Genomic DNA, 24646 nt, shown 5'->3' on the forward strand with positions numbered 1-24646 from the left:
TCGCAATAACATATTATTTTATACTTTAAACAAAAAGAGACACAAAGTATGGTGTCTCTACGGTATATCATTACATCAAGCCTCTCTCCCTTAGCTGCTTTTTACGCTCTTTTTCTAATCGTTTCTGCTCTCGCTTCGCGTCTTTTTCGCGTTTCTTGGCGGCGTCTATCGAGTCTTGTATGGCTTCTTTCTTTTTGTCGGTGCTATCTTTTTTACCGCCGCCAAACAAGCGCTGAAAGAAACCCGGTTTTTTATCTTCTTCTTTCCCTTCTTCAACCACACCCGGAATAATCATCCCATCACCATCCGGATCATCGGGGTCTTGCCTTAATAAGCTATCTACAACAGCGGTATCAATTGGCGCAATTTTTTGGCGCAAGCCTTCGCGTAAGCGTACATTATAAAATCCGTAGGCACTGCTGTCGGGCTGTGTCCAGCCACGTTTGGCCATTAAGTTACCAATGAGCCTGAAATAACCATGCAGCCTGTACCGTAAGGTTCCATCGGGTTCAAAGGCGTATAGGCCCTTTTTAGGGCTCGGCACAATGCTGGCCAGGTAAATACTCTCGCCTAAATTAAGTTCACTCGGGTGTTTGCCAAAATAGTAGCGCGATGCCTCGCCTATACCGTAAATATTGCGCCCCCACTCAATAATGTTGAGATATACTTCCAGCATACGGTTTTTGGTCATTACATCGCCGTTAACAATAAGCCATACGATGAGTATCTCCTCAAATTTGCGCGTAAGCGTTTTTTGCCTGCTCAGAAAAGCATTTTTAACCAATTGCATGGATATGGTACTTCCACCGCGTTTAAAGCGTTTCTCTTTAAAATCTTCGGCTATTGATTTGCGTAACGATTCCTGTACAAAGCCTTTGTTGCTGTAAAACGACGGATCTTCGGCCGTCATGAGTGCATTGCGTAGATTAGGCGATACTTGGTTTAACGACGTGTAATTAGGGTTAGCCGGCGAAATATTGCGTGGAGGCATGGGCTTACCCTTTTCGTACGGTGTGTATACAAATTCACGGTTCAATCTACCCAGGTCAACCTTGCCAAACTTCAGTATCCTGAAATCTTTTTTAGCCAGTCCCGATTCAAATTGCGTATTATCAGGGTCAGAGGTGTTTAAATACAGGTGTACATTATATTTCAACTGCCCGGCAACCTGTATACCATCTAACGATTCAAACAAGCCTTTAGGGAACGAGTCGAAAAAGTCCTGAGCATCCTGCCAATCGGTGTGCATTTTTACCGTGTAGGCTTTAACCGGGCGTATCTGGTACTTAATGTAAGGGTGCAGGTTAAGTTTTTTAATGTGTACCACCGATGAGCTGTCTAACGAAATATACCTGTCGCCCACAAAAATATTGGCATCTATAGAGCCATCAGGTACCACCACATCGGTATCTGACAGTGCCGGATGGTTTACCAGCATGTTTTTTACGGCCAGGTAAGTATAAACCTCGGTTTGTTCATCGCCCGCTTCCACTTTGTTTAAACGGGTGGTAAGGGTATCAAAATTAAATTTAAGGTTGAACTTTTTTTCCAGCAGCGGAAATTCTACTTTTTTGCCGTCGGCATAAAGCTTAACGTCGATCTCCTTATCGCCGGGGTGCAGCTTGCCGGCAAAGTGCCAGGTAGATTCATGGTCGTTCACGTCAATGGTCGACATCAGATCGCCATCGTCAATTTTGGCCGATTTAGCCAGCAACTTAATATGCGTGCTGTCGTCCTCAAAGCTCATTCTGAAGTTTTGCAGGTCGAGGTTTTCGGGTATTTTGTAGAGTACCTGGTTAATGAGGTTATCCACCAGTTCGTTAAGCCCCGATGAGGATTTGGTATTGGTCGAGTCTTTTTTGCGGTGGAACAGGAAATCAAAATTGCGCTGCCCTTTTTTGTCGGTCAAGTTCAAATAACCGTCTTTAAGGCTTACATCGGCCAGTTTGATTTTTCCGGCAATAAGCGGCATCAGCTTCACGCTTACGGCAAAATTATTAATGCGTACCAGGCTGTCGCGCTGCTCGGGCACTACGGTTATATTGGTAAAGGCTACGGTGCTGAGGCCGGTAAAACGGGCAGTGCCTATTTTTACATCTAAATTATAATCGCGCTTAGCTTTAGCCTTAGCTTTGTAAATGGCTTTTTCAAGCAAGGCTTCGCGCTTGGAATATGCTATAAAGCCGCCAACTATAAGTATGATGAAAAGTGCACCGGCTACAATTCCGGCTATACGAAGATATTTTCTAAAGTCAGGGCGATGCATCAGGTAAATTTTTCCAAAACTAAATCTTATCGGCTATAAAACGATTTTAGAACCACAATTATTTCTCTAACAAAAGCAAACCGCCCCTGTTTTAGTATTTTTGTACCATATTATAAATATGCAACTTACCAAAGAACAAGTATTACAAGCCCTTAGCCATGTTGAAGAGCCGGATCTGAAGAAAGACCTGGTTACGCTGAACATGATTCAGGACATTAACATAGATGGAAACAAGCTCGTGTTTTCGGTAGTATTAACTACGCCAGCCTGCCCTTTAAAGGATCTGATTGAAAATGCCTGCCGCAATGCCATCAAGCATTTCATCAGTCCCGAGGTTGAGGTTACCGTAAACATGACCTCGCGGGTTACTACGTTAAAAAATACCGGGGTACCGGGCGTTAAAAATATTATTGCGGTGGCATCGGGCAAAGGTGGTGTGGGTAAATCAACCGTGGCGGCTAATCTGGCTTTAGGCTTGGCAGCTACCGGTGCAAAAGTGGGTTTAATTGATGCCGATATTTACGGCCCATCGGTGCCTATTATGTTTGGGTTAGAGGGTGCACGCCCTAAAGCCACGCAGGAGAACGGCAAGACCCGCATCGAACCCATAGAGAAATATGGCATCAAGCTGTTATCAATCGGTTTCTTTACCGACCCTAACCAGCCCGTGCCGTGGCGCGGACCAATGGTTTCAACCGCGGTTAAGCAGTTATTTAACGATGCCGACTGGGGCGAACTGGATTACCTCGTGGTAGATCTTCCTCCGGGTACCGGCGATATACATATTACGGTTACGCAAAGCTTCCCTATTACCGGTGCCGTTATAGTAACCACGCCGCAAAACGTGGCTCTGGCCGATGCCAAGAAAGGTGTGGGTATGCTCATGATGGAATCTATAAACGTGCCTATACTGGGTGTGATCGAGAACATGTCATACTTTACACCTGCCGAACTGCCCGAAAATAAATACTATATTTTTGGCAAGGGTGGTGGCGCTAAACTGGCCGAAATGATAGGTGCGCCGTTTTTAGGCGAATTGCCTTTAGTGCGCAGTGTGAGCGAAAGCGGCGATGCCGGCAAACCGGTAGTACTAACCGATGATGGCATTATGGGCACTGCATTTAAGAATATTGCCGAGCGGGTTGCCCAGCAAATATCCATTAATAACGCTAAGGCGGCACACTATACCGATGTGATAAATCGTTAAAAATTAATATCTTTACATTCAGAATAAAATTATAAACATGAGTTTAGTTGAACAGGTAGAAACAGCACTTGATACCATCCGCCCTTATCTTGAAGCTGATGGTGGCAATGTTTCGGTGGAAGAGATAACTCCTGAAAAAGTGGTTAAGCTGAAGTTGTTGGGTTCATGTGGTTCATGCCCCATGAGCATTATGACACTGAAGGCAGGCATTGAGCAGGCTATTATGAAAGCCGTGCCCGAAATTACCGGTGTTGAAGCTATAAACCTTACAGATATAGATGATCCTAACGCGGTAATGCCCGCAAATATGCGTTAGTGTTAATAAGTGTTAAATGCTGAGAAGCATTACAACCGAAATTATATTTTTGCATAAAAAACTATTATAAACCCGGCGACGTATAAATTGTTGGGTTTTTATATATACATGAAAAAGTGCTTTTTAGCTTTATTAGTATGCCTGCTTACCGCAGCGGCCGCCTTTGCTCAAAAAGGCGATAAGCCACTTGTGCAGTTTACCGGTATAACTTATAATGCCGATAGTACCCGCATCATTATTCCGTACGTAACCATTACCAATCTTACTAATAAAGGTTCGGTAGTGGTGGCTAACTATAAAGGCTATTTTTCATTTGTAACTCGCGAAAACGATACCCTGCGCTTTACTGCCGTAGGTTATGCCCCGGTTGATATGGTTATACCTGCTAACCTCGAAAGCAAAAGCTACACGGTTAAGGTGTTAATGAAACCAGAGGTTATTGTGCTCCCGGCTTTTCATATGCTGCCATGGGCCACTACCGATGAGTTTAAAAAAGATTTTTTAACCATGAAGCTGGCCGACGACGACCTGGAGCTGGCGCGCAAAAACCTGAGCAAAGGGCTAACCGGCGTATCATACACCGAGCTACCGCGCGATGCCAGCGAAATACAATCGGCCGTGGCGTCTGATATGCACAACCGCATCCTTAACTCGCACTCGTTAATGCCCAACCCGCTGCTAAACCCACTGGCCTGGGGTAGCTTAATCAAGTCTATCTCGGCGGGCGATAAGAGCCGTAGCAATTAATCAGGCTTTCCCTCTATATACTTTTTTTGTCATTTCAAACGATAATCTTAGGCGCTTTGCAATCTTGTCGCGCATATAGGGTTTCCTCTTTGAGGTGAATGCTTCTTCGTTTTAAGAAATTAATAAGTCATCATTCAACTCAATGACTAATACTTGGGCGTTTCCGCCTCAGGCTGACTGCGCTATCCGCTACAATTCCTCACTTCGCTATGCTGCGTTCCGGGCTTTCCGCTACTATCGCTAACGCAAACTGCAATTTTCGTGAATCAGGGTTTACAGAATAATAACTCATGTTTGGAAACCCAAAGATTGCTTCGACAGCCAACGCTTTCTATAACGACGCGATGGGTAGGGCACTTCGAAAAGATTTCTCCTAACGTCGAAATGACAAGAGGTTGATTAATAATAATTAATTCTTCATCATTACCGCACTGTCATTCACTTCAAACGTGTGTTTCTTCAGCAAGTTAATTACTTCGGCACCGGCCAATAAAACCGGGCCGTAGCCGTGGGCGGCAAATACATTAACGGGGCGGTAATAGTAAAAAGCAGGGTCGAAGGCCATGCCGGTGCCCACGCAAACACCCTCCACCTGGCCTTGTGCGTTTACTTTGGTAGCGGTGGCGTTCCAGGCCAATAGGGTGGCAGGGCCAAAGGCTTTGCCGTTTAGCCAGCCGTTGTTAATGCCGCGGGCAAAGCAATAAGCATAAATAGCCGTGGCCGATGTTTCGAGGTAGCTGTCGTTACGGTCTACCAACTGGTGCCAAAAACCCAGGCTGGTTTGATAAGCTACCAAGCCTTTGGCTAATTTTTGGTATTGCTCCAATACGGCTTTACGGCCGGGGTGGGTTTCGGGCAGCACATCTAACAATTCGGTCATGGCCATTAAAGCCCAGCCGTTGGCGCGTCCCCAATGAAATTGCGGATGCACGTCCATTTCCTCAACCCAGCCATGCATGTAAACATTTTTTTCGTTGTTAAACATGCGCTTGCTGAATTGCAGTACCTGTTTTACCGCATCATCATAATACTTATTATCGCCGGTTAGCTTACCAAACTGGGCTATGGCGGGCACGCTCATAAACATATCATCCAGCCACAACGTGTTTTTAAGCGGACGGTTGCGGGCTAAAGTGCCATCGGCAAAGCGTTGTTGTTTAGTGGTTACAAAGTTGATAAAGCCATCGGCCAGTGGGCGCAAGCTGGCTGATGCACCTCCGGCACGAATAGTTTTTACCGAGGCTGCGCATAAAGCGCCGCAATCATCAAGCGCGCCGGGTTCCATCATAGAGTGCAGCGGGTTACGGCGGGCAACCTCTTTGCCTGTTTTTTTATATGCGGCAACGGCATCTGCCAAAAAGTTGAGGCGGGTTTTGGTGTATTCGGTATAGCGGTTGTCGCCGGTGGCTTGTCCGGCCAGTAACATACCGGCGTAGGTTACGCCCCATTCGTAGCTGGTTAGCCTGAAATCGCCGGGTTTAAATGTGGTTGAGGTATCAATAGCATTTAAAGCAACAGGCTGGTTGGTGCCGCGTTTAACAAACTGCGGCGGCGTGGTTTTGTCGAGGTATTCGAGCACACGGTCGAGTGTTTGCTTTACCTGGGCCGGGGTGGTAATATCGTACGGGGTAGGATAGTTTACCTTCATGGCATGTAAAGGCGTTACCACGTCGTTTACCTTTTGGCCAAAGGCAAGGTTGCAGGTTATTAGTCCGCAGCAAAGCAGCAGCGAGGCTTTAGTGGCTTTCATATTAGGTTGGTTGTGTTGAATAATTGGTTTGAGGAAAATGCAATAAGAGATCGTGCTTTTTAAAATTCCCCTCTTGAGAGGGGGCGGGCAAGACTGAGCGTTAGCAGGGGTGTGTAATTTGCAAACTTTGTATCTTCGAAAATACACACCCCTCCACCCCTCTCCAAAGGGGAACCGCACAAGTCCGTTGCGCTTTCTTTTAAAAGCTTTCCTGACAATGCACTCCTACACAAATAAAAACAAAATAACACAAACTATCTACCCAAAAACCGACAGTATAGGACGGTTAAACTATTTCAGGATTGCACAATCTCATTAACTTTGAAACATACCAATTAATCAACCCTACATGAGAAGTTTATACCTCTTCTTAATCCTGCTGCTTTCGGGCATAACGCGGGCACAAACTACCGATAACGGCGCATATGTGTTTTGTTATTTTAAAGGCAACAGCGCCGATGGCCTGCATTTAGCGTACAGCACCGACGGCCTTAAATGGCAAGCCCTCAAAAACGACAGCTCATTTTTAAGACCCGCCGTAGCCAAAGACCGCCTCATGCGCGACCCATGTATCATTCGTGGTGCCGATGGCTTGTTTCACATGGTTTGGACCGTAAGCTGGGCCGACAAAGGCATTGGTTACGCGAGTTCAAAAGACCTTATTACCTGGAGCGAACAGCAATTTGTGCCCGTAATGGCTAAAGAAGAAGGCGCGCGCAACTCATGGGCGCCCGAAATTACGTACGATGCCAAAAGCAAACAGTACATGATTTATTGGGCAACCACCATTAAAGGCCGTTTCCCGGCACCCGATAGTACTGCCGAGGCCGGCTACAATCACCGCATTTACTACACCCTTACTAAAGATTTTAAAACTTACAGCGATGTAAAACTGCTGTACGAACCGGGCTTTAACATTATTGATGCTACCATACTGCCTTACGGCAAAAAGTACCTCATGTTTTTTAAGGACGAAACCCTGAAACCGGTTCAAAAAAACATTAAGATAGCCTATGCCGATAAACTGACCGGCCCCTACAAACAAGACGGTGGCAAAATAACCGGCGACTACTGGGCCGAAGGACCAACTGCCCTGCAAAAAGGCAAAGAATGGATTGTGTACTTTGACAAGTACCGCAACCACAAGTACGGCGCAGTATCATCAAGCGACCTTAAAACCTGGACCGATATATCCGACCAGATTCAGCTGCCGTCGGGGATTCGTCATGGTACTATATTTAAGGTTACTACTGCCGAGTTGGAGAGGTTGAAGGCGGTGAAGTAATGGTATATCCACAATAAATACCCACCCTGTCATTTCGAACGATAGTGAGAAATCTTTTCTGATTGATAGGCTTATCGACTTGAAAAGATTTCTCGTACCTCGAAATGACAGGTTTGTGGTGCTCGTGAGAAGTGTAAATTCACGCCAGTACTAACAACCCCAACTGTAAACCTAATTCAGGACGGGTCAATATGTTTCATGAAACACTTTATGAAACACCGGGCAAAACCAGGCAATTTCGTGGTTTTTAACTGCAAAAAAATGGAACAGACAAAGATATTCAAGATACTTTCAATCCTGCTTTTGGCAATGCTGCTTTGTGACAATTTAGTAGCGCAAAATAACAAGCAAGGCAAATTAGCACCCAAGCCCGCCTTCCGCGACCCGGTCTACGACGGCGCTGCCGACCCGGTAGTGATATGGAATAAGGGAGAGAAGAAATGGTTTATGTTTTACACCAATCGCCGGGCAAAAGACACTACTATTAGCGGCGTGGAGTGGGTGCACGGCACCCGCATAGGCATAGCCGAATCAAAAGATGGCGCTACGTGGAAATACCGCGATACGGCCGATATTCAGTACCGCCCCACAGCGGGCTACACTCATTGGGCACCCGAAATTATTGAGCACAAGGGTTTGTACCATATGTACTTAACCTATGTTCCGGGTGTGTTTAGCGATTGGAACCACCCGCGTAACATACTGCACCTCACCAGCAAAAACCTGCTCAGCTGGAAGTACGAATCGACCCTGAAACTGGCTAATGATAAGGTAATTGATGCCTGTGTAATGCCCATGCCCGATGGCAGCTGGCGCATGTGGTACAATAACGAAAGAGACCGAAAATCAGTTTACTACGCCGATAGCAAAGACCTTTATAATTGGACCGACGGCAAAAAAGCCATAGCCGACCAGGGCGGCGAAGGCCCAAAAGTTTTTAAATGGAAAGGCAAATACTGGATGATAACCGATGTATGGAAAGGCCTGGCCGTTTACAGCTCAGTCGATATGCAAAACTGGACCCGCCAACCCGGCCAGATATTGCAAACGCCCGGCACCGGCCCCGATGATGGTGTTATAGGCGGCCATGCCGATGTGGTGGTAAACAACAACAGAGCATATATCTATTACTTTACGCATCCCGGCCGTACTACGCCGCCGGCATCAAGCCAGTATCAGCGTCAGCGAAGTTCCATACAGGTTGCCGAATTAAAAGAGGAAAACGGCGTTATATCCTGCGACAGGAATGCGCCAACTTACGTTAATCTCAAAGCTAACTAATAACAAAGGGCAGCAGTGTTACCACGCTGCCCTTCGTTATATTATCACGGATGCGATTATTTAGTTAAACCGTATATCTCGCTTCCGGCTAACAGGAAACAGCCTAAACCGTAATCCTCAAAATCGGGAATGTGGTCGTAGTTAACCGGTTGCCCGTCTTTTGGCTCTTTACCAGTGCCCTGCACAAAGCCCAGCATACCATCAGGGTGAATACACTCTTTGCTCATGGCGTTCCATGCTTTGGTAATAACCGGCAGGTATTTCTTTTTGCTTACAATGCCGTTTTTAACTCCCCAGGCCATGCCGTAAATAAACAGCGAGGTACCGGTAAGCTCTTTGCCACCGTAATTGGTTGGGTCCATCAAGCTTACGTTCCAGTAACCATCGGCACGTTGAAGTGGTACCAGTGCTTCCAGCATGTCTTTTAGCATGGTTACGTATTCCTGGCGGTGAGGGGCATTTTTAGGCATAACCTCCAGCACACGCACCATGGCGGCAACTACCCAACCATTACCGCGCGACCAGTAGCAATTAGCGCCGTTAGGCTCTTTATACGGTGGCACAAAGTCTTTATCTCTCCACCAAAGTTTTTCGGCAGGGTTGTATAAGCCGTTGCCGCCGTGCTTGGTTTTTGAGTAGTTGTAAATTTCGTACATCTTCTCATAGTAGCGATCGTCTTTATAAATGGCACCTAACTTAGCAAATATGGGCATAGCCATTTGTAGGGCATCAATCCAATGCCAATCGTCAACTTTATCGCTGGCAAGCATCAGGTCAATGTTTTTCTTGGTAGGCTCTATGTACTCAGGCTTTTTCTCGATCTGGTACAATTCAATATAAGTTTGGCTGCAGCATTGGTTATCGGCATTACGGGTATCCAAACCGTCGCGGGTTTCCCATTTGTGGTGGTTGCTCCAGTCCATGGCGTATTTGTAATATTTTTGCTGTTTATCAACTTTGTGCAATGCCATTAGGCCCTCATAGTAAACGGCGCGGGTCCACAGGTTACTGGTGCGTATGCGTTTAACGTTGGTTGGCGTAGCCGGGTCGGGCCATTTCTTCATAAAGTATTCATTGGCCAGGGCCATGTCGCTCACAATTTTGGCTTTAGATGGCAGCTTTTGCGCTTCGGCTCCTTTAAAAGGCGCAACCAGCATTAAACCCGCTATCACTACCGGTAAGGTTAGTTTACTCTTCAGCATATTTATAAGTTAAGTGTATTCTGTTGTTATTACTTTGCAAGGTACTTATTCAGGGCAAAATCTTTACTTTGTTTGATGCCTTGGGCTACCAGTTTGGCGTTTAGTATGGCACCTGCTTCAATGGTATGGGTATGGTCTTTATCATTAAAGTAGGTCGATTTTACTTTTGCTTCGCCCTCGGTATCATAATCATCGGCCACTAAGGTGTTGAGGTCTATGAAGGTTGCGCCGGCTTGTTTGGCAGCTTCGGCAGCCCACTTGCCGTAATCGTTGGTGCTGCGGGTTACTTTGCCGTCTTTCCAGCTGTTGCGAGGGATAAGCGAGCAAACAGCCACGGTTGCGCCCTTGGCTTTGGCCTCGGTAATCATTTTGCGCAAATACCAGCCATAGCTGTGTATCACCTCGTTCTTTTTGGTAAGCGGATTGTATAGCTCCTGCGATTCATCGCTATTGCTTTTTATAGTACCACGTGCGCGTGAAGTATCCACCAACGGGCTCGAATCATTATGACCGAACTGCATAATTACGTAGTCGCCCGGTTTAATTTTAGCAGCAACCTTGTCCCACCAACCCTGTGTTTGAAAGGTACGGCTACTGGTTCCGCCAAGCGCATCATTCTCTACGGTAATTTTTGTGGTATCGAAATGATTAGCCAGGTAACTACCCCAGCCCCACAGGCCGCCATCGCCCTTGCCTTTACCATTTTTCACGGTCGAATCACCAACCAGGTAAAGCGTAGTTTTTGATTTCTGTATAAATGAAAAAAGCGCACTTGCACCCGCAAGCAGCAGCACGGCAACAAAAAATACTTTGATATATCTGTTCAGCATCGTAATTTATTTTTTAAGGTATTTATTGAGTGCTATTGATTTATTGGCTTTGATACCCTCCACTACCGATTCGGCATTTACGGTAGCACCCATTTTATTGGTGTGGGTATGGTCGCCGGGGAAGAATTTCTTAACCGAATCGGCTCCCCATTTGTCGTATTTATCGGCCGATATGCCATTAAGGTTTACAAAGGCTACTTTTTCCTGTTCGGCAATTTCTTTAGCCCATTTGCCGTAGCTGCTATCAGCACGCAGCACTTTACCATTTTTAAATTGATTACGCGGAATCATCGACAATACAATCGGAGTAGCGCCTTTGGCTTTAGTTTCGCGGATGAATTTGCGCAGGTACCAGCCGTAAGTATGCACGGTTTCTTTAACGCCGTCTTTCCAGGTTAATTCTACGGTTTCTTCACCGGTGCCGCGCAATACGCCACGGTAGCCTGCTTTATTGGTGTCGGGCTTGCTGCCTTCGTTATGGCCAAACTGCATCAGCACATAATCGCCCGGTTTCAGCATCGAATCAACCCGGTGCCAGCGGTTTTCTTTAATAAAGGTACGGGTACTGCGACCGGCCATAGCCTGGTTATTTACGCTTATTTTACTCTCGTCAAAATAATTGCCTATGATGGAACCCCAGCCCCATTGTTCTTTGTCGTTATTATGAACGGTAGAATCGCCGATGAGGTAAATAACCGGTTTAGATGGCTGCTTAAAGGCCAGCGTTGCCGCCAGTGCTATCAGGCCTATCCCTGTGAACTTTAATAGTTTCATTTTAATTAGTATGGTTGGTTTGATTGGATAAAAGTAATATAGTTTAACCTCTCCCAACTCTTCCGTCTTAGGCGGAAGGGCTTTTGGATGCCTATTATTTAGTTATTTGTAATGCGATACTTGCCTCAGGTAAACCGGCTACGCTCACTTTTAAGGTGGCTGTACCCGAACCTGCCCCGGCTTTAACTATGGCAATACACTTACCCTGAAATGCTTTATGTTCGGTTCCCTGGTATTGCTCATGGCTGATGATGTCGCCGTTATCAACGGCCTGTAATATACCCGATCCGCTGATGCTGAATTTAACCATATTATCGGCATTGGCACATACGTTTCCTTCGGCATCAACAATACTAACCTTTACTATCGAAGCATCATCAAAATTGTGTGTTAGTTTATCCTGCGTAGCAGTTAACAATATTTTTGCAGGAGCACCGGCCGATTTAAATTCTTCAACCGCTACCTCTTTGCCTTTGTTACGGCCAACGGCTTTAAGGCTTCCTTTTTCAAAGGTTAAATCCCAATCGCGCGGAGAATCATCGGCCGGTTTGGGTTTTATGCCCTGCGATTTTCCGTTCAAAAACAATTCCACTTCATCGCAATTGCTGTATACCTGAACCTTAGCATTATCGTAGGTACCAAAGTCAACCGGGGTCCAGTCGGCTACCCAGTTGCCCGCGCCATCATTGTCTGATTTGCGTACCATGTGCACCACAGGTTTTTCGCTCCACCAGCTTTGGCGTTGTAGGCCTTGCTGTTTCCACTCACCGGTACGGGTAAACAGGCCCTGGTTATTAGTGGTTTCGGGCCAGGCAGCCTCGCCTAAATAATCAATCCCTGTCCATAAAAACTGACCGGCCATGTAAGGCTTGTCACGTAAAGCCAGCCACATGCTTAGTACGTGGGTATTTTCGGTGCCTATAACTTTCCAGTTGGGGTGAGCCTCGTGAGCAGCTATCAGCTCATTTTCACGGTAATTTTGACCTACCACGTCCATCATATCGGCAAAGCCGTTGGCATACACGCCCGATACGTTTGGCCTGAATAATGCCATGGTAACGGGACGACCGGGGTCGAGCTTGTGAATCAAATTTTGCTGGTCGCGATATTTTTTAAAGCCTACCGAATCTTTCAAACTGTCATGAATTTCGTTACCAACGCTGTAGAGCACTATGGATGGATGATTACGGTCGCGCATTACCATGTCGCGAGTATCGCGTTCCCACCACTCGGTAAAGTATAGGTTATAACCTTTTGCTGCACCGGGTTTTGAAGCGGTCCAGGTATCGAAGGTTTCGTCCATTACCACAAAACCCATGCGGTCGCATAAATCTAAAAACTCAGGCGCAACCGGGTTATGCGCGGTGCGGATGCCGTTTACACCAGCCTGTTTAAGCAATTTAAAACGTTGTTCCCAAACACTCAATGGCACTGCAGCGCCCACAGCGCCACCATCATGGTGTAAGCAAACGCCCTTAATTTTGATGTTTTGGCCATTGAGCCAAAAGCCTGTGGCCGCCTCAAACTTTGCTTCGCGAATGCCGACAGGCGTTTTAACCTCATCAATTATTTCGCTGCCTTTAGCAATGCGGGTTACAGCGGTGTATAGGTAAGGCTCGTCTAAATTCCATAACTTGGGGTTTGCCACCTGTGCATCAAAGCTAAAATCAACCGTTTGCCCTGCGGCAACAGTTTTTGCGCTGCCTGCTGTGCTAACCGTTTTACCGGCAGCATCTAAAACAGTGGTGGTTACCTTATACTCGCCTGCGACCTTGGTTGAATTAACAACCTGAGCCTGTATTTGTACGGTTGCCTTGGCAACAGTTGCCACTGGCGATTTTACATAAACACTCCACGGGGCAAAGTGAACCGTATTGTATGCCACCAATCTTACGTGCCTGTAAATGCCCGCACCGGTATAATAGCGTGATGCGGTTTGCAGGCTATTATCGGCCTTAACGGCAATTACATTGGGTTTGTCGTATGAAATATAAGGCGTTAAATCGTATATAAAACTGATGTAGCCATAAGGGCGCTTGCCTAAATGATGACCGTTGACCCAAACATCGCTGTTAGCCATTACACCGTCGAACTCAACGGTTACATTTTTACTCGCGTAGGTTTTACCAAGCGTAAATTGCTTGCGGTACCAGCCAATTCCGGCAGGTAAATAACCGCCGCCGCGGCTGGTTGGGTTGGCCTGGTCATAAGGCCCTTCAATACTCCAATCATGCGGAACGCTTAGCTTGCGCCAGGCTTTATCATTAAATGCAGTTTGCTCGGCACCCGTGGCATCACCTTTGTAAAATAGCCAGCTATCATCAAACGGGGTAATAATACGCGACTGCTGGGCATACAATGAAGCTGTTGCCAGCAAGAGGGAAATAAATAGGTAAATCTTCTTCATAAAGGTTGGTTTGGTTAGGCTTATATTTACTCAGGTATAGTTAGTTTGGTACCATCGGTAGCGGTAATGGTACTGTTCGTCCATTTCCATCCCTGGCTAAACTTTACATCGCCGGCTGTTTTGGCTTGAATGTTTACGTTGGTAAATTGAAAGTTTTGCAATTGCGATTCTGGCAAACCAATAGCATTTATAGCCTTTTTAGCCCCGGTTGCGTTAACGTTACTTATATATACATCCTTAAAATGCGGAATGCCTTTTGATGCCGGTTCAACTTTGGCAAGCAGCTTTTTCCAGTGTGGAGGGAGCGTGCTTTCGGTATAGCCATCGGGCAGTTTAGAGTAGCTGTAAGCCGGGTTCCAGTTGAGGGTAATTTGAAAGGCTGTACCCACGCCATTCATAGTAATATTTTGAAAGTGGATATCCTCCAATGTGCCGCCCCGCGTGGTGGCCGATTTAAGATTTAATCCGTTACTGGTGCCGTTTCCTTTTAGGTTGGTAGCCAATACGTGGCGTATACCGCCCGAGGTTTCACTGCCAAGTGTTAACAAACCGGCTCCTGCACGAGCCAGGCAATCGCGGATAACTACGTACTCTGTTGGCTTATTTACCCGTAATCCATCCCAATCGCGGCCGGATTTAAGACAAAAATTATCGTCGTTGCAATCAATATCACAGTTTTGAATCAGTATGCGGGTTGATGAATCCACGTCCACACCATCGGTGCTCGGGCCATGCCCGTCAACGTTATTGCGAATGGTTATGCCATCAACGGTTACCTGGTTTGAGTACAGGAGCTGCACCGTCCAAAAACCGGCTTGTTGCAGTGTAATGCCCTTGATGGTAACATCGGTTGAATTAGTAACCAGCAAAGTACGAGGGCGTTTGGCATCGTAATCCACAATCCAGCGCAGGCCTTTGGCTTCGTATTCTTTGCGCAGGTTCCAGTACATATCCCAAAAAGGTTTTCCCTGGGCATTTACCAAACCTTTGCCGGTTATAGCAGCATTGCTTTGGCTTGATATATTGAGCAAAGCGGCCGTCCATTTCATTTCGATGCCAGCCACACGAGTATCAATATCTGGGTAATCGGTAATGTTTTGACTTCCCATTAGTTCGGCACCTTCATCAAGCATAAAGTTCACATTGCTTTTGATAAACAGCGAACCGGTTAAATATTTGCCTGCCTTTACATGCACAATACCTCCACCCGCGCCCGCGCATTTATCAATAGCCAGCTGAATGCTCTTGGTATTGAGTGTTTTGCCATCGGCCACGGCACCAAAATCGGTCACTACAAATTCCCTGGTTTTGGCGGGGAACTTTTTAGCGCCTACAGTTTTCGCCCAGGCAGGTTCATCGGCCTTGGCGTTTGCCGCAGTTATGATGAATAATGCAAGAGTGAATATTTTGAGGTGTTTTTTCATTGATTATATTTTGATGGGATGGTTCGTGAGGACACACCCCTGCCCCTCTCAAGAGGGGAATTGAAAAATGTATTATTCGGTTTTTGATTTAGCCCAGTGCCAATTCAAGCGTCCACGCTTGAATTTATTCTCAAGTAAGCGTCCACGCTTACATTTTTAAATTATACAGGAGCGTGGACGCTCCAAAAAACTTAACTGTCAAGCGTGGACGCTTGACCGGGCATATTTATTATTATTCGGTTTTTGCTTTAGCTATCTCTACGGCATAAATTTCTTCGTGGCCTTCAAAATTGGCGCGGAAGATTACCCACTTTTCATCAGGCGAAAAATGCACGTTGGGTTCAAACTTGTAACCGTGATGCTTCATATTCACCAGTTTTTCTGATTTGAATTTGTCGCCATCAGGGCGGAACAGGTATATCCACATGCCATCCGGAGCCTTGGCTACCTGGCCCGGGTCGCCGCCATCGCCGCAAAATACCTTTTCATCAGCAGTAACGTTAAAGTGGATCGACCATTCGTTGCGGTTCATTTCATAGATTTTCTCTATGCCGGTTTTCATATCATACCCGGCTAAAAAGAAGGTTTGCCCTTTGGGCTTTTGTAAATCGAACCACTCGGTATTACCCCGTGGCGACCAAAATTCATGACCGGCAATTTCCATAGGCATGGTGCGCTTGTGTAATAGGGTCGACTTATTGGTTGCTATATTATAATTCCAAATACGGTCTACCTTTTCCCATGGCCCTTCGTGGCAATAAGATAATACGTTAGGATCGGTAGGAGAGAAGAGCAGGTGATTGGTCCATTCATTTTCGCGGTTAACCTCTTTAAGCTCTTTGGTTTTGGTATTAAGCACATATAATACATGTTCGATATGGGCATTATAGATACGCTGGAAATAATCCTTTTTTGCAGGGTATTGCTTGTAAATTTCGCGTTCCTGGTCACCTACGGCTTTTACGCAGGCCATGTAGGTACCATCGGCATTTATGGTGCCAACCCGCCCTTTAAACTCAGGGTCGAAGGCATAAATAAAGCGTTCTTTAAGAGTATTTACGTTGACTGCAAAAATGCTATCGCCGCATTGGTAATAAGCCTCACTGGTTTTGGGGCAAACCATTTCGCCGGCTACCTTGGCACGGTTGGTTAGTTGCTTAACTTCTTTAGTTTTAAGGTTGATGCTGAACAACTGTTTGCCTTTAGGCGTTCCTCCTGCAAATACCATTAAATTGCCCTCGGCTTTTAGCTGGGGCACAAATGGGTTGTTGTTGAAGTAGAAACTTGTGTTGCCTCCCTCGCGGTTAACCAAACGTACTACCCTATGGCCGGTATCCTTATCTATCCACTCGCTTACAGGCATAGGCTTTTGCCCGCCGGTTTCGAGTACTTGCTGGGCATTGGCAGCCAAACCAAAACAGCTTATTGCCAATAGCAGGTTTACGATTTTCTTCATAACAGGGTGGTTGATTAGTTGCCGTCGGGCTTAATCGTCGAATTTTTGGGGCTCATAGGCCAGCTAAAACTATCAAAAGCATCAGGGTGCGATGGATCGAATGCGGGGATATCAACCAAATATTTCTTCAATTTCAAGTCGCTTGCTTTAATCCCTTCCACAATACATTTTGCCAGTTCATAAGCCCCATACGGGTTAAAATGGGTATTGTCTTCTAAAGCCTTATCCTGACCGGGGAAGGTATTAGCGGGATAATGCACAAATGCCTTTTTAGACGGCTCTACACCCATGGCATCATAAAATTTGGCGGTCATGGCATTCAGGTCAATCAGGGTAACCTTCTCTTCTTCGGCTATTTTGCGGGCAGCGGCCGGGTAATCTCCCAATGTATTTACGGTTTTTCCGTCAGCATCAAAAGAGCGTCGTGAGGTAGAGGTTACAATAACCGGGATAGCGCCTTTCGCGCGCGCACGGCCGATGAAGGTTTTAAAACGCTCGGTATATGATTTGTACGGGCCGTCGTTAGGCCCTTTTTCTTTTTGGTCATTGTGTCCAAATTCAATGAACAGGTAGTCGCCGGGTTTAATAGTGCTCATTACCTTATCCAAACGCTTGCTGCCCATAAAGCTACCCAGCGTTAAGCCCGATTCGGCATGATTGGCAATGGCCACACCCGGTTTAAAAAAGCGCGGAATCATTTGTCCCCAGGCGGCCCAAGGCTCGTCGTCCTGGTCTACTACGGTCGAATTACCAGCCAGGTAAACGGTGATCTGGTTGTCCACCTTTTCTATTTCCATGGCGGCAATGCTGGGTTGCTCATCAAATTCAAGGGTTAGTTTATCATCCCAATCCAGTTTACCGTTTTCGCGGGGTTTTAGTTTTACGCGGTCGGTGGTGCCAATTTCGGGTTTACGCACATTTACTATAAAGCTTACCTTTTTAGTTTCGCCGGGTTGGGTGGCCACCTTTTCGAGCATCAAGCGGCGCGATTCGGCTTTTACGGTGGTTAAGCTGGCATCGGTACCGCCTAAGGTTAAAGTTACCTTGTAATTTCCCTCAGGCACGTTTACCGAAAAGTAAAAAGGCTTGTCAGCCGTAATGTATCCGCTGTTTTTGCCCTTTGCGGGCACGGTTTGTGCAGTGGTGCCAAAGTCAAAGCCGTAGGCATCAATGTATGTTTTATCGGTTTTTACTTGCGTAAAGCCCGATTTTACTTTGCTTGTACCAAAATCAAATTTGTAGGATGTGGCCTGCGCATTGGCATACAGAGTTATGCCCGCAAGTATAGTGGTTAGCGATAACGCTAATAATTCTGAAGAGGTTGACCTCATAAATTGCAGCTTAAAGTTTATAGCACAGTGGTTTATATTGCCGTTAGGGCATGCTTGGTTATTATACTGTTGGTCAAATTTATTTTAAGTAGGGTTGAAAGGTATCCTGTACCGTCCTGAAAATAGCTTCCGTCCTCTTGAATGGGGAGTTTGTAGCAGCATTGATACATTTGCTGTTCAAGTATTTAGGGCCGATGATGTGTTATAAAAAAAGCGGCCTGTTCATTTTCAGAACAGGCCGATTCGGTATTTTATTTTATCAGCAAACGTTAGTCATAACTATGCCGCTCAAGGTCATAGTCTGATTGTGCCGATATGATTTTCTTTTTCTTGTTAATGTCGGCACCAACCTGGTGGTCAAAAACTTCGTCGGTTACAATAATCTCACGGTCTTTGTCGCGCTCGGCGTAGTGGATGTTGGCTTCGGCCAGGCGGGCAACGGCCACATCATACGGGCCCCGGGGCGACATCAGCTTTACAAATACCGGCAAACACTCGAACAGGATAAACAAATACCCGATGAACGATTGCGCTAAGTAGGTATCCAAGTCTTTCGTTCCATCCTGCCTGAAGGAGAGTTGCCCCAAGGCCCAGTTACGGTCGGCAAAACCGGCAATATTGGCCAGGCTATCTAACTGTGTGTTGGTAAACAAACGGGTGCTGCTCAGTCCCTCGTAATCTTTACGCTGGCCTAAGTATTGTTCCATTTTGCCTAAATCTTCGGTAACGGTTTTCAGGCGGGCTTCTTTTTCCAGCAAAACGGATTCTTTTTGTTTGGCGTAAGTGCCATACCCTTGTATGCCCGATGTTTGGCTGGTTTTACCGCCAAATACCTCTTCGTTCAATTGTACCCGTGAGCGGTTAATGTCGCGCTCCAATGAGTCTTTTTCCTTTTTAAGATCGATGTTTTTGGTTAACTCCATGGCATACTTTTGTGAGTATGTTTTTTGGAGCGTATCAATTTTACGGTTCTGGCCTTTTATGTAGGCTTCCTTAAGTTTGCCACGAATTTCCTTGTCAAAAATTTTGAGTTCGAGCGGGCGCGAGATTACCACGCCTATCATGATGGCCAGTAAAATACGCGGTGTGGCCTGTAAAACCTGCTGATTGGTGCTGCCCTGTTTATTGATGCTCGATACAATGTACCTGTCCATATTAAAAATGGCCAGCCCCCACAATACGCCGAACAGTATGGCAAAAACCGTAGCCAACGGATTACCGCTGAACACGAAATACATGGCGTACCCGCCTGATAATGATGCAAATAAAGCCGTAAAGAATATAGTAGCCCCTATACCGAAATACCTGTTATGCTCAATAGGGTATTTTTTAAGGGTATCAATATGTGCTCCCGAACAGAACCAAAAAAAACGGGTTACTTTTTTCATCTATAACTAATGTACAAAAATTGTGCAGTATTTGTAATTGAAACGCCGCCCGGGGCTGATTGTTACACTATTACGACTGAATTATTATAAATTAAAACAATACCTTTGACCTCAAAATTTAATTACCGATGAAAGAAGTAACTGTAGAAGACCTGCAAAGGATGAAGGAAAACGGCGAAGATTTTCAGCTTATTGACGTGCGCGAAGATTTTGAATACCAGATGTCGAACCTTGAGGGCGAAAATATTCCGTTGAGCGGCGTGCTTATTGAGGCCGACAAAATTAGCCACGATAAACCGGTAGTTATTATGTGCCGTAGCGGTAAGCGCAGCGCCATGGCCGTTATGCAGTTAGAGCAGCAAGGTTACGAAAACCTGTACAACTTAAAAGGCGGTATACTGGCCTGGCAACAAGAAATTGATCCAACCATAAGCGTGTACTAAAATGGCTTTAAAGCTTTTATTAAACGTACTTTATACCATTGGCATTTTGGTGAGCCTGTATACCATTTACTGGGGTGTTACCAATGGCCGCTGGGAATTTATTGTGGGTGGTGCATTTGTGGGCATTATTTTCTTTTTGCTCAAAATAACGCTCATGAAAGAGGTAAGGGCTATGCAAAAGCCGGTGCCTAAGGGTAAAAAATAACCGTCATTGCGAGGAACGAAGCAATCTCTGCGGAGGACAGTCCGTTTGCATGTTCTACGCAGAGATTGCTTCGACGCCCCCGCTCTTACCCACTGCTGTCTCGCAATGACGTGGCTTATTTTAGCCCTCCCTCCCGGGGAGGGTTGCGGCACTTACTTACTCTTACTCAAACCATCCACACTCGACGCATCATCAGGCTTAATTAACAGTGCTTGCTCAAAATACGGACGCGCTTGTTGTTTTTTACCGGCAAGTAAATAACTCCAGGCCAGCATGTGGTTGCCATCATAATCAAACGGGTACAGGGTTACCACCTTTATAAAATATTGGGCGGCGGCATCGTACTGCTTACGGTAATAATGAATAATGCCGGCCCAGTAATTGGCCTGTGTATTTTGCGGATCGGTTTTTAAAATGGCATTGTATTGAGCCAGCACCTTGTCGTTTTTTTCGAGCAGCGAAAGGGGTTTTACATAACCAAACCGCGCCTCGATGGCGTTTGGTTTGAGGTTAACCGCCTTGGCATAATAAGCTTCGGATGCGGTGTAGTTTTTACTCAGAAAGTACAGCCATCCCAATCGAAGATTTGATTCATAATCGCTATCGCTGTAAAACGGCTTAATATCATTAATGGCTAAAATGTAATTCTTCTTACTCTCGTTGGTGTAGCTATTTTGATAAGCCTTTTGCATGGCCGCGGCCGATTGTGCCTGCACTTGTAAAGTAAGCAGGAGGCCTCCGGCTGCAAAAGCTATTCGTTTCAAAACTTCCATGTAAATCCTCCGGTTATTGAATGTTGATTATAATTGGTGGCGTGGTAATAATCGTCTTTACGTTCGTGTGTGTAATTTAAGTACAATAAGGCGTGCCTGGTTAACTGCCAAAAACCTGTTGCGCCGGCCCTAAATTTAATAATATCCAACGCATTATATAGGTATAAACCATCGGCCTCAAGGTAGTTGTTTTGGCTGCCCAAAACAGCATTGGTTTCCATCCACAATTTTGGTGTAAGCTTAAAGCCAAATAACTGGCTAAATACGCCGTTGGTATTGTTAATTTGATGCAATACCGAACCGCGTGTTATACTGTACAACGTTAAATTCCCTAACGGATATAAATTAAGTTGCGTATTGTACTGCCGCACATTATTATTGGTTATAGTACCCGAGCTAACATCGGCCTGTAAATCAAAATAAGGATGACTGTACTTTAATCCCAGTAAGGCAATATGGCTGTGATAAGTGGTTCGTTCGTATTTGGTGTTAAGGTAATGGTACGCTCCCCAAACAGCCAGCTTGTTACTCATGGTATAGCCCAGCTTGCCAAAATACTCGGCCTGATGAACCGAATTGCTGCGTACCTGCTGCAGGGGATAAGGCAGGTACGCAGGGAAGCGATAATTAATGCTTTGGCCAAAGTACGCTACCGATTGATCTAACTGAAACCTCCAGCCTAAACGGTTGGCCAGGTTAACCCTCGAGTACACGCCATTGCCCCGTAGTTTAATGATTGGTACTTTAATACTGGTTTCAAATCCGGCCTGTAAGAGGCCGTACGGGGTCAGTTTTTCCTCCTCAAGCGTTGCCTTACCCAAATAGCTTACATGATAATAGGCCGATGCATTACGGTTTAAGTATATATTACACAAATAGCTGTAATACCTTGCCGTAGAATTATGCGAATCATCGGCCAGTACCACGTGATATTGTTGGAGAGCTGCGCTATAATTTTGGAGCTCGAACTCGGCATAGGCCACGCGTAAACGCAATTGCGGAAAATCGGTGCCCGAGGCAATTACTTTTTGCCCGTAATTAACCAGTTCCTGCCAGGCGGCCGACTGGTATTGAGCCAGTGACACGCTATCGGCCTCCACAAAGTTAATTTGTTGTGCACGCGCTGATAGCCACACTGCGCAGCACAAAAACGCTAATAAGTACTTACGGTATACCATTGTGCTTCTGTTTTTTGCTTATTGCGGGTAAGTGTAAATCCGGCCACCCCATTGTTATCTATTTGTATGCAAGCCTCCATAACCTGCTTTTTACTACCGGCTGTTTCCTGGTATTCTGTTGCGTGAATGATGATTTTATTATGCTGATGCTGGCTGCAGCTTTGATAGCCACGCCTGTTAAAACGGTAAAACGGCGCAACCAAATCATGCAGCCACATGCCTATATGGGAGCCTTCCATTTGCAGCGGGTAGCTATCGGTAACGGTGGCCACATTGCCTACGCTATAAACCACGCGATAGGCGGCCAGGTAAAAGCTATACAATAACGATGATTGGTTGCCAAAAAAACTGGTAAAGTAAAACGAGGTATCGTTATTAACGAAGTAAGCCATCGAATCATCCTGCACACTGTACAAGTAGGTATGGTTAAGCGAATCGGTATGTACTTCCCAGGTTTGGGTTTCTCCATTAGCGGTAACCATGCTGGCAGTGTAACCCGGTTGCAAACTAAAAGCCGCTTTAAGCATTGGGTTAATTTCGAGGGAGCTAACCACTGTTCCGGCTTCGGGTATTTTAAAATTAAAGAGTTTTTCATCAGCACCCTGTTTGCCAATGTAAGCAGCAAAAGGGTATGGCACAGTACGCGATCCAATGTAAGGTGCAGCCTGTGCCTGGAAATGCAAATGCGGTAGGGGCGAGCGGCCGGAGTTTCCGCACAGAGCCAGTAAATCGCCCTGCTTAACAAAATCGCCCACGTTAACCTTTGCCGAATATTGTTTTAAATGCGATACCTGCGTGTACAAGCCGCTAAGGTGACGGATGACGATACAATTACCCCAGTTTTGTACGGTGTTTACCTGTCCAATTTCATTGTCGGGCACGTGGTTAATCAAGGAGTCCACCACGCCATCGGCGCAAGCTAAAACGGGTTTGCCAAAACAATAAAAGTGTTCTGGAAGGGTGGCATCGGGCAGGTGGCTTTGGCCGTCTTCGTCCAGTATGGCAAAATCCAGCGCATGCGCCCAGCCGCCTTTGTGGGTAATATCGCCGTGATACCCCTGGGTAACCGTCCAGCTGCCCATAAACGGCAGATTTAGCTTAAAGTACTGTGCATCGTGCTGGCGTTCGCGGTTGTTATAGTATTGGTATAAATTGGTTTCGGGCGAGTAATGCTGCACGGGTGTTAACTGTAATCTGCCGGGATTTGCCCGTAGTATAAAAAAGTACAACAATGATAAGGTGATAATGCAAAACGGTAATGATAGCACCGGCAAACTGTAAATACTCAACATTTTGGTACAGGCGCCCACCACCAAAAAGGCCACCGGTACACCCACCACCGCCCACAGGTACGACCGCCACGATGGTATCAGGAAGAACCCGCCGATAGCCACCGTAACCATCATAAAGTTAACCCCTAAGTGGTAGTGGCTAACCCCATCAGGATATATATGAGTAAGGCCGTTGAGCAGGCAGGCCGCAGCAAAACCCAGCACCAGTAAGCTAAAACTAATGCGCGAGTGAATAAACAAGCCAATGCTCATCACAATACCCGCCATTACATTATCCTGAAACAGCACCGCACTTAATGCCCTGAAGAAAAGACTTACGGTAGGTGGTAAAGGCATTTGATTAAACCCGGCAAAAAGCATGTTAGCGCTGCTATGATAACCGGGCGATAGCTCGTTGAGCATATAGCTTTCTTTAGGTAACAGCCCCATTTCGGTATAACCGGTTACGGCCGAAAGCAACAGCCAGAAAGCCAGTACAAAAGGCAATGATAATGCAGGCAAGCCATATTTACCTAACCAGGCCGTTAACGTAACTGATAGCACCACCGTTATTACACATGCTGCCCCCAGCCAAAGCCAAAAAGCTGTATTGTAATAATAGAAGGTACCTAACCCAATCCCTAACAGCAGCGAGTTAAACGTATAGAGCCCCGCTTGAATATTTTCTTTAACAAACCCCAACGCGTTTACCAGTAACAAACTTGCGCATACTGCCACCAAACCACTTAACCCCGCCGCCGGGTTAAAAAACGACACCACTACCAGCAAAGCACCCAGCACACTATTTTGCGAAAAAAACAAAATAGCATAGCTGTTGAGCAGCGCCTGGAAGAAGTGTAGTATGCGTTTTTTCAATTGTTTATCGGTTTGTTGTTTGTGAGGACACAAACAACGGCGTTTATTTTCTTTCTTTATAATTTCATGTCATTGCGAGCGACAGCGTGGCAATCTCCTCATGCAAGGTTGTTCAGCCATTCTGGTGGAGATTGCTTCGTACCTCGCAATGACACATTTTTTTATTTTATCACGTCATTGCGAGGCGGGGGCGGACTGTGCGTTTGGAGCCGAAGCAATCTCCGAGTGCTGTATAG

The 24646-nt window shown here is 46.0% G+C and carries 20 protein-coding genes; 7 read left to right on the forward strand and 13 right to left on the reverse strand.

The annotated features are described in order from the left end of the window. Positions 1-70 precede the first annotated feature (70 nt). Positions 71-2266 carry a transglycosylase domain-containing protein gene (locus QE417_RS15720; protein ID WP_311951415.1) on the reverse strand — a complete coding sequence of 732 codons (2196 nt, stop codon included), beginning with the start codon at positions 2264-2266 and terminating at the stop codon, positions 71-73. Positions 2267-2384: 118 nt separating this feature from the next. Between QE417_RS15720 and QE417_RS15725 the strand changes: the two genes are divergently transcribed. The 3 genes from QE417_RS15725 (at position 2385) to QE417_RS15735 (ending at position 4536) form a co-directional block, all read left to right on the forward strand. Beyond that, positions 2385-3473, forward strand: coding sequence for an Mrp/NBP35 family ATP-binding protein (locus QE417_RS15725; RefSeq protein WP_311951416.1), 1089 nt, complete (start codon positions 2385-2387; stop codon positions 3471-3473). 37 nt (positions 3474-3510) lie between these two features. After that, positions 3511-3789, forward strand: a complete 279-nt coding sequence (locus QE417_RS15730) for a NifU family protein (RefSeq protein WP_311951417.1) — start codon at positions 3511-3513, stop codon at positions 3787-3789. Positions 3790-3897: 108 nt separating this feature from the next. Further along, positions 3898-4536 carry a hypothetical protein gene (locus QE417_RS15735; RefSeq protein WP_311951418.1) on the forward strand — a complete coding sequence of 213 codons (639 nt, stop codon included), beginning with the start codon at positions 3898-3900 and terminating at the stop codon, positions 4534-4536. A gap of 409 nt (positions 4537-4945) precedes the next feature. On the opposite strand, the gene QE417_RS15740 is transcribed toward QE417_RS15735, so the two are convergent. Continuing rightward, the gene (locus QE417_RS15740) at positions 4946-6286 is read right to left on the reverse strand and encodes a glycoside hydrolase family 88/105 protein (RefSeq protein WP_311951419.1); all 1341 of its coding nucleotides are present in this window, start codon (positions 6284-6286) and stop codon (positions 4946-4948) included. Between the two features lie 349 nt (positions 6287-6635). On the opposite strand from QE417_RS15740, the gene QE417_RS15745 reads away from it, so the two are divergent. Further along, a complete protein-coding gene (locus QE417_RS15745; protein ID WP_311951420.1) occupies positions 6636-7571 on the forward strand; it encodes a glycoside hydrolase family 43 protein in 936 nt (311 codons plus the stop codon). A gap of 261 nt (positions 7572-7832) precedes the next feature. After that, a complete protein-coding gene (locus QE417_RS15750) occupies positions 7833-8852 on the forward strand; it encodes a family 43 glycosylhydrolase (protein ID WP_311951421.1) in 1020 nt (339 codons plus the stop codon). A gap of 56 nt (positions 8853-8908) precedes the next feature. On the opposite strand, the gene QE417_RS15755 is transcribed toward QE417_RS15750, so the two are convergent. The 8 genes from QE417_RS15755 to QE417_RS15790 form a co-directional block, all read right to left on the reverse strand. After that, complete coding sequence (locus tag QE417_RS15755; protein WP_311951422.1) at positions 8909-10054, reverse strand: glycoside hydrolase family 88/105 protein; 1146 nt, start codon at positions 10052-10054, stop codon at positions 8909-8911. A 29-nt stretch (positions 10055-10083) separates the two neighbouring features. Then, positions 10084-10884: a rhamnogalacturonan acetylesterase gene (locus tag QE417_RS15760; RefSeq protein WP_311951423.1), complete on the reverse strand. Its 801-nt coding sequence runs from the start codon at positions 10882-10884 to the stop codon at positions 10084-10086. A 6-nt stretch (positions 10885-10890) separates the two neighbouring features. Then, complete coding sequence (locus QE417_RS15765) at positions 10891-11658, reverse strand: rhamnogalacturonan acetylesterase (protein WP_311951424.1); 768 nt, start codon at positions 11656-11658, stop codon at positions 10891-10893. A 94-nt stretch (positions 11659-11752) separates the two neighbouring features. Then, positions 11753-14065, reverse strand: coding sequence for a glycoside hydrolase family 2 TIM barrel-domain containing protein (locus QE417_RS15770; protein WP_311951425.1), 2313 nt, complete (start codon positions 14063-14065; stop codon positions 11753-11755). A 26-nt stretch (positions 14066-14091) separates the two neighbouring features. After that, positions 14092-15489, reverse strand: coding sequence for a glycoside hydrolase family 28 protein (locus QE417_RS15775; RefSeq protein WP_311951426.1), 1398 nt, complete (start codon positions 15487-15489; stop codon positions 14092-14094). 232 nt (positions 15490-15721) lie between these two features. Then, positions 15722-16945 carry an oligogalacturonate lyase family protein gene (locus tag QE417_RS15780; RefSeq protein WP_311951427.1) on the reverse strand — a complete coding sequence of 408 codons (1224 nt, stop codon included), beginning with the start codon at positions 16943-16945 and terminating at the stop codon, positions 15722-15724. 14 nt (positions 16946-16959) lie between these two features. Then, on the reverse strand, positions 16960-18276 hold the full coding sequence (locus QE417_RS15785; protein ID WP_311951428.1) for a rhamnogalacturonan acetylesterase: 1317 nt from the start codon (positions 18274-18276) through the stop codon (positions 16960-16962). A gap of 269 nt (positions 18277-18545) precedes the next feature. Beyond that, the gene (locus QE417_RS15790) at positions 18546-19664 is read right to left on the reverse strand and encodes a DUF4407 domain-containing protein (RefSeq protein WP_311951429.1); all 1119 of its coding nucleotides are present in this window, start codon (positions 19662-19664) and stop codon (positions 18546-18548) included. 128 nt (positions 19665-19792) lie between these two features. On the opposite strand from QE417_RS15790, the gene QE417_RS15795 reads away from it, so the two are divergent. Then, complete coding sequence (locus QE417_RS15795) at positions 19793-20107, forward strand: rhodanese-like domain-containing protein (RefSeq protein WP_311951430.1); 315 nt, start codon at positions 19793-19795, stop codon at positions 20105-20107. A gap of 1 nt (position 20108) precedes the next feature. After that, on the forward strand, positions 20109-20312 hold the full coding sequence (locus QE417_RS15800) for a DUF6358 family protein (protein WP_311951431.1): 204 nt from the start codon (positions 20109-20111) through the stop codon (positions 20310-20312). Between the two features lie 152 nt (positions 20313-20464). On the opposite strand, the gene QE417_RS15805 is transcribed toward QE417_RS15800, so the two are convergent. Genes QE417_RS15805 through QE417_RS15815 form a run of 3 tightly spaced genes read right to left on the reverse strand, consistent with a single transcriptional unit; the run spans position 20465 to position 24410 of the window. Continuing rightward, entirely contained in the window at positions 20465-21085 is a 621-nt protein-coding gene (locus QE417_RS15805; RefSeq protein ID WP_311951432.1) for a tetratricopeptide repeat protein, read from the reverse strand. Then, positions 21073-22263 (reverse strand): hypothetical protein, encoded by a 1191-nt coding sequence (locus QE417_RS15810; RefSeq protein ID WP_311951433.1) that lies wholly within the window; start codon positions 22261-22263, stop codon positions 21073-21075. The genes QE417_RS15805 and QE417_RS15810 overlap by 13 nt, the downstream gene beginning before the upstream one ends. Further along, positions 22239-24410 carry an urea transporter gene (locus tag QE417_RS15815; protein ID WP_311951434.1) on the reverse strand — a complete coding sequence of 724 codons (2172 nt, stop codon included), beginning with the start codon at positions 24408-24410 and terminating at the stop codon, positions 22239-22241. Before QE417_RS15815 ends, QE417_RS15810 begins: the two co-directional genes overlap by 25 nt. Positions 24411-24646: the final 236 nt, after the last annotated feature.

Source organism: Mucilaginibacter terrae, from assembly GCF_031951985.1.
Classification (GTDB): domain Bacteria; phylum Bacteroidota; class Bacteroidia; order Sphingobacteriales; family Sphingobacteriaceae; genus Mucilaginibacter; species Mucilaginibacter terrae_A.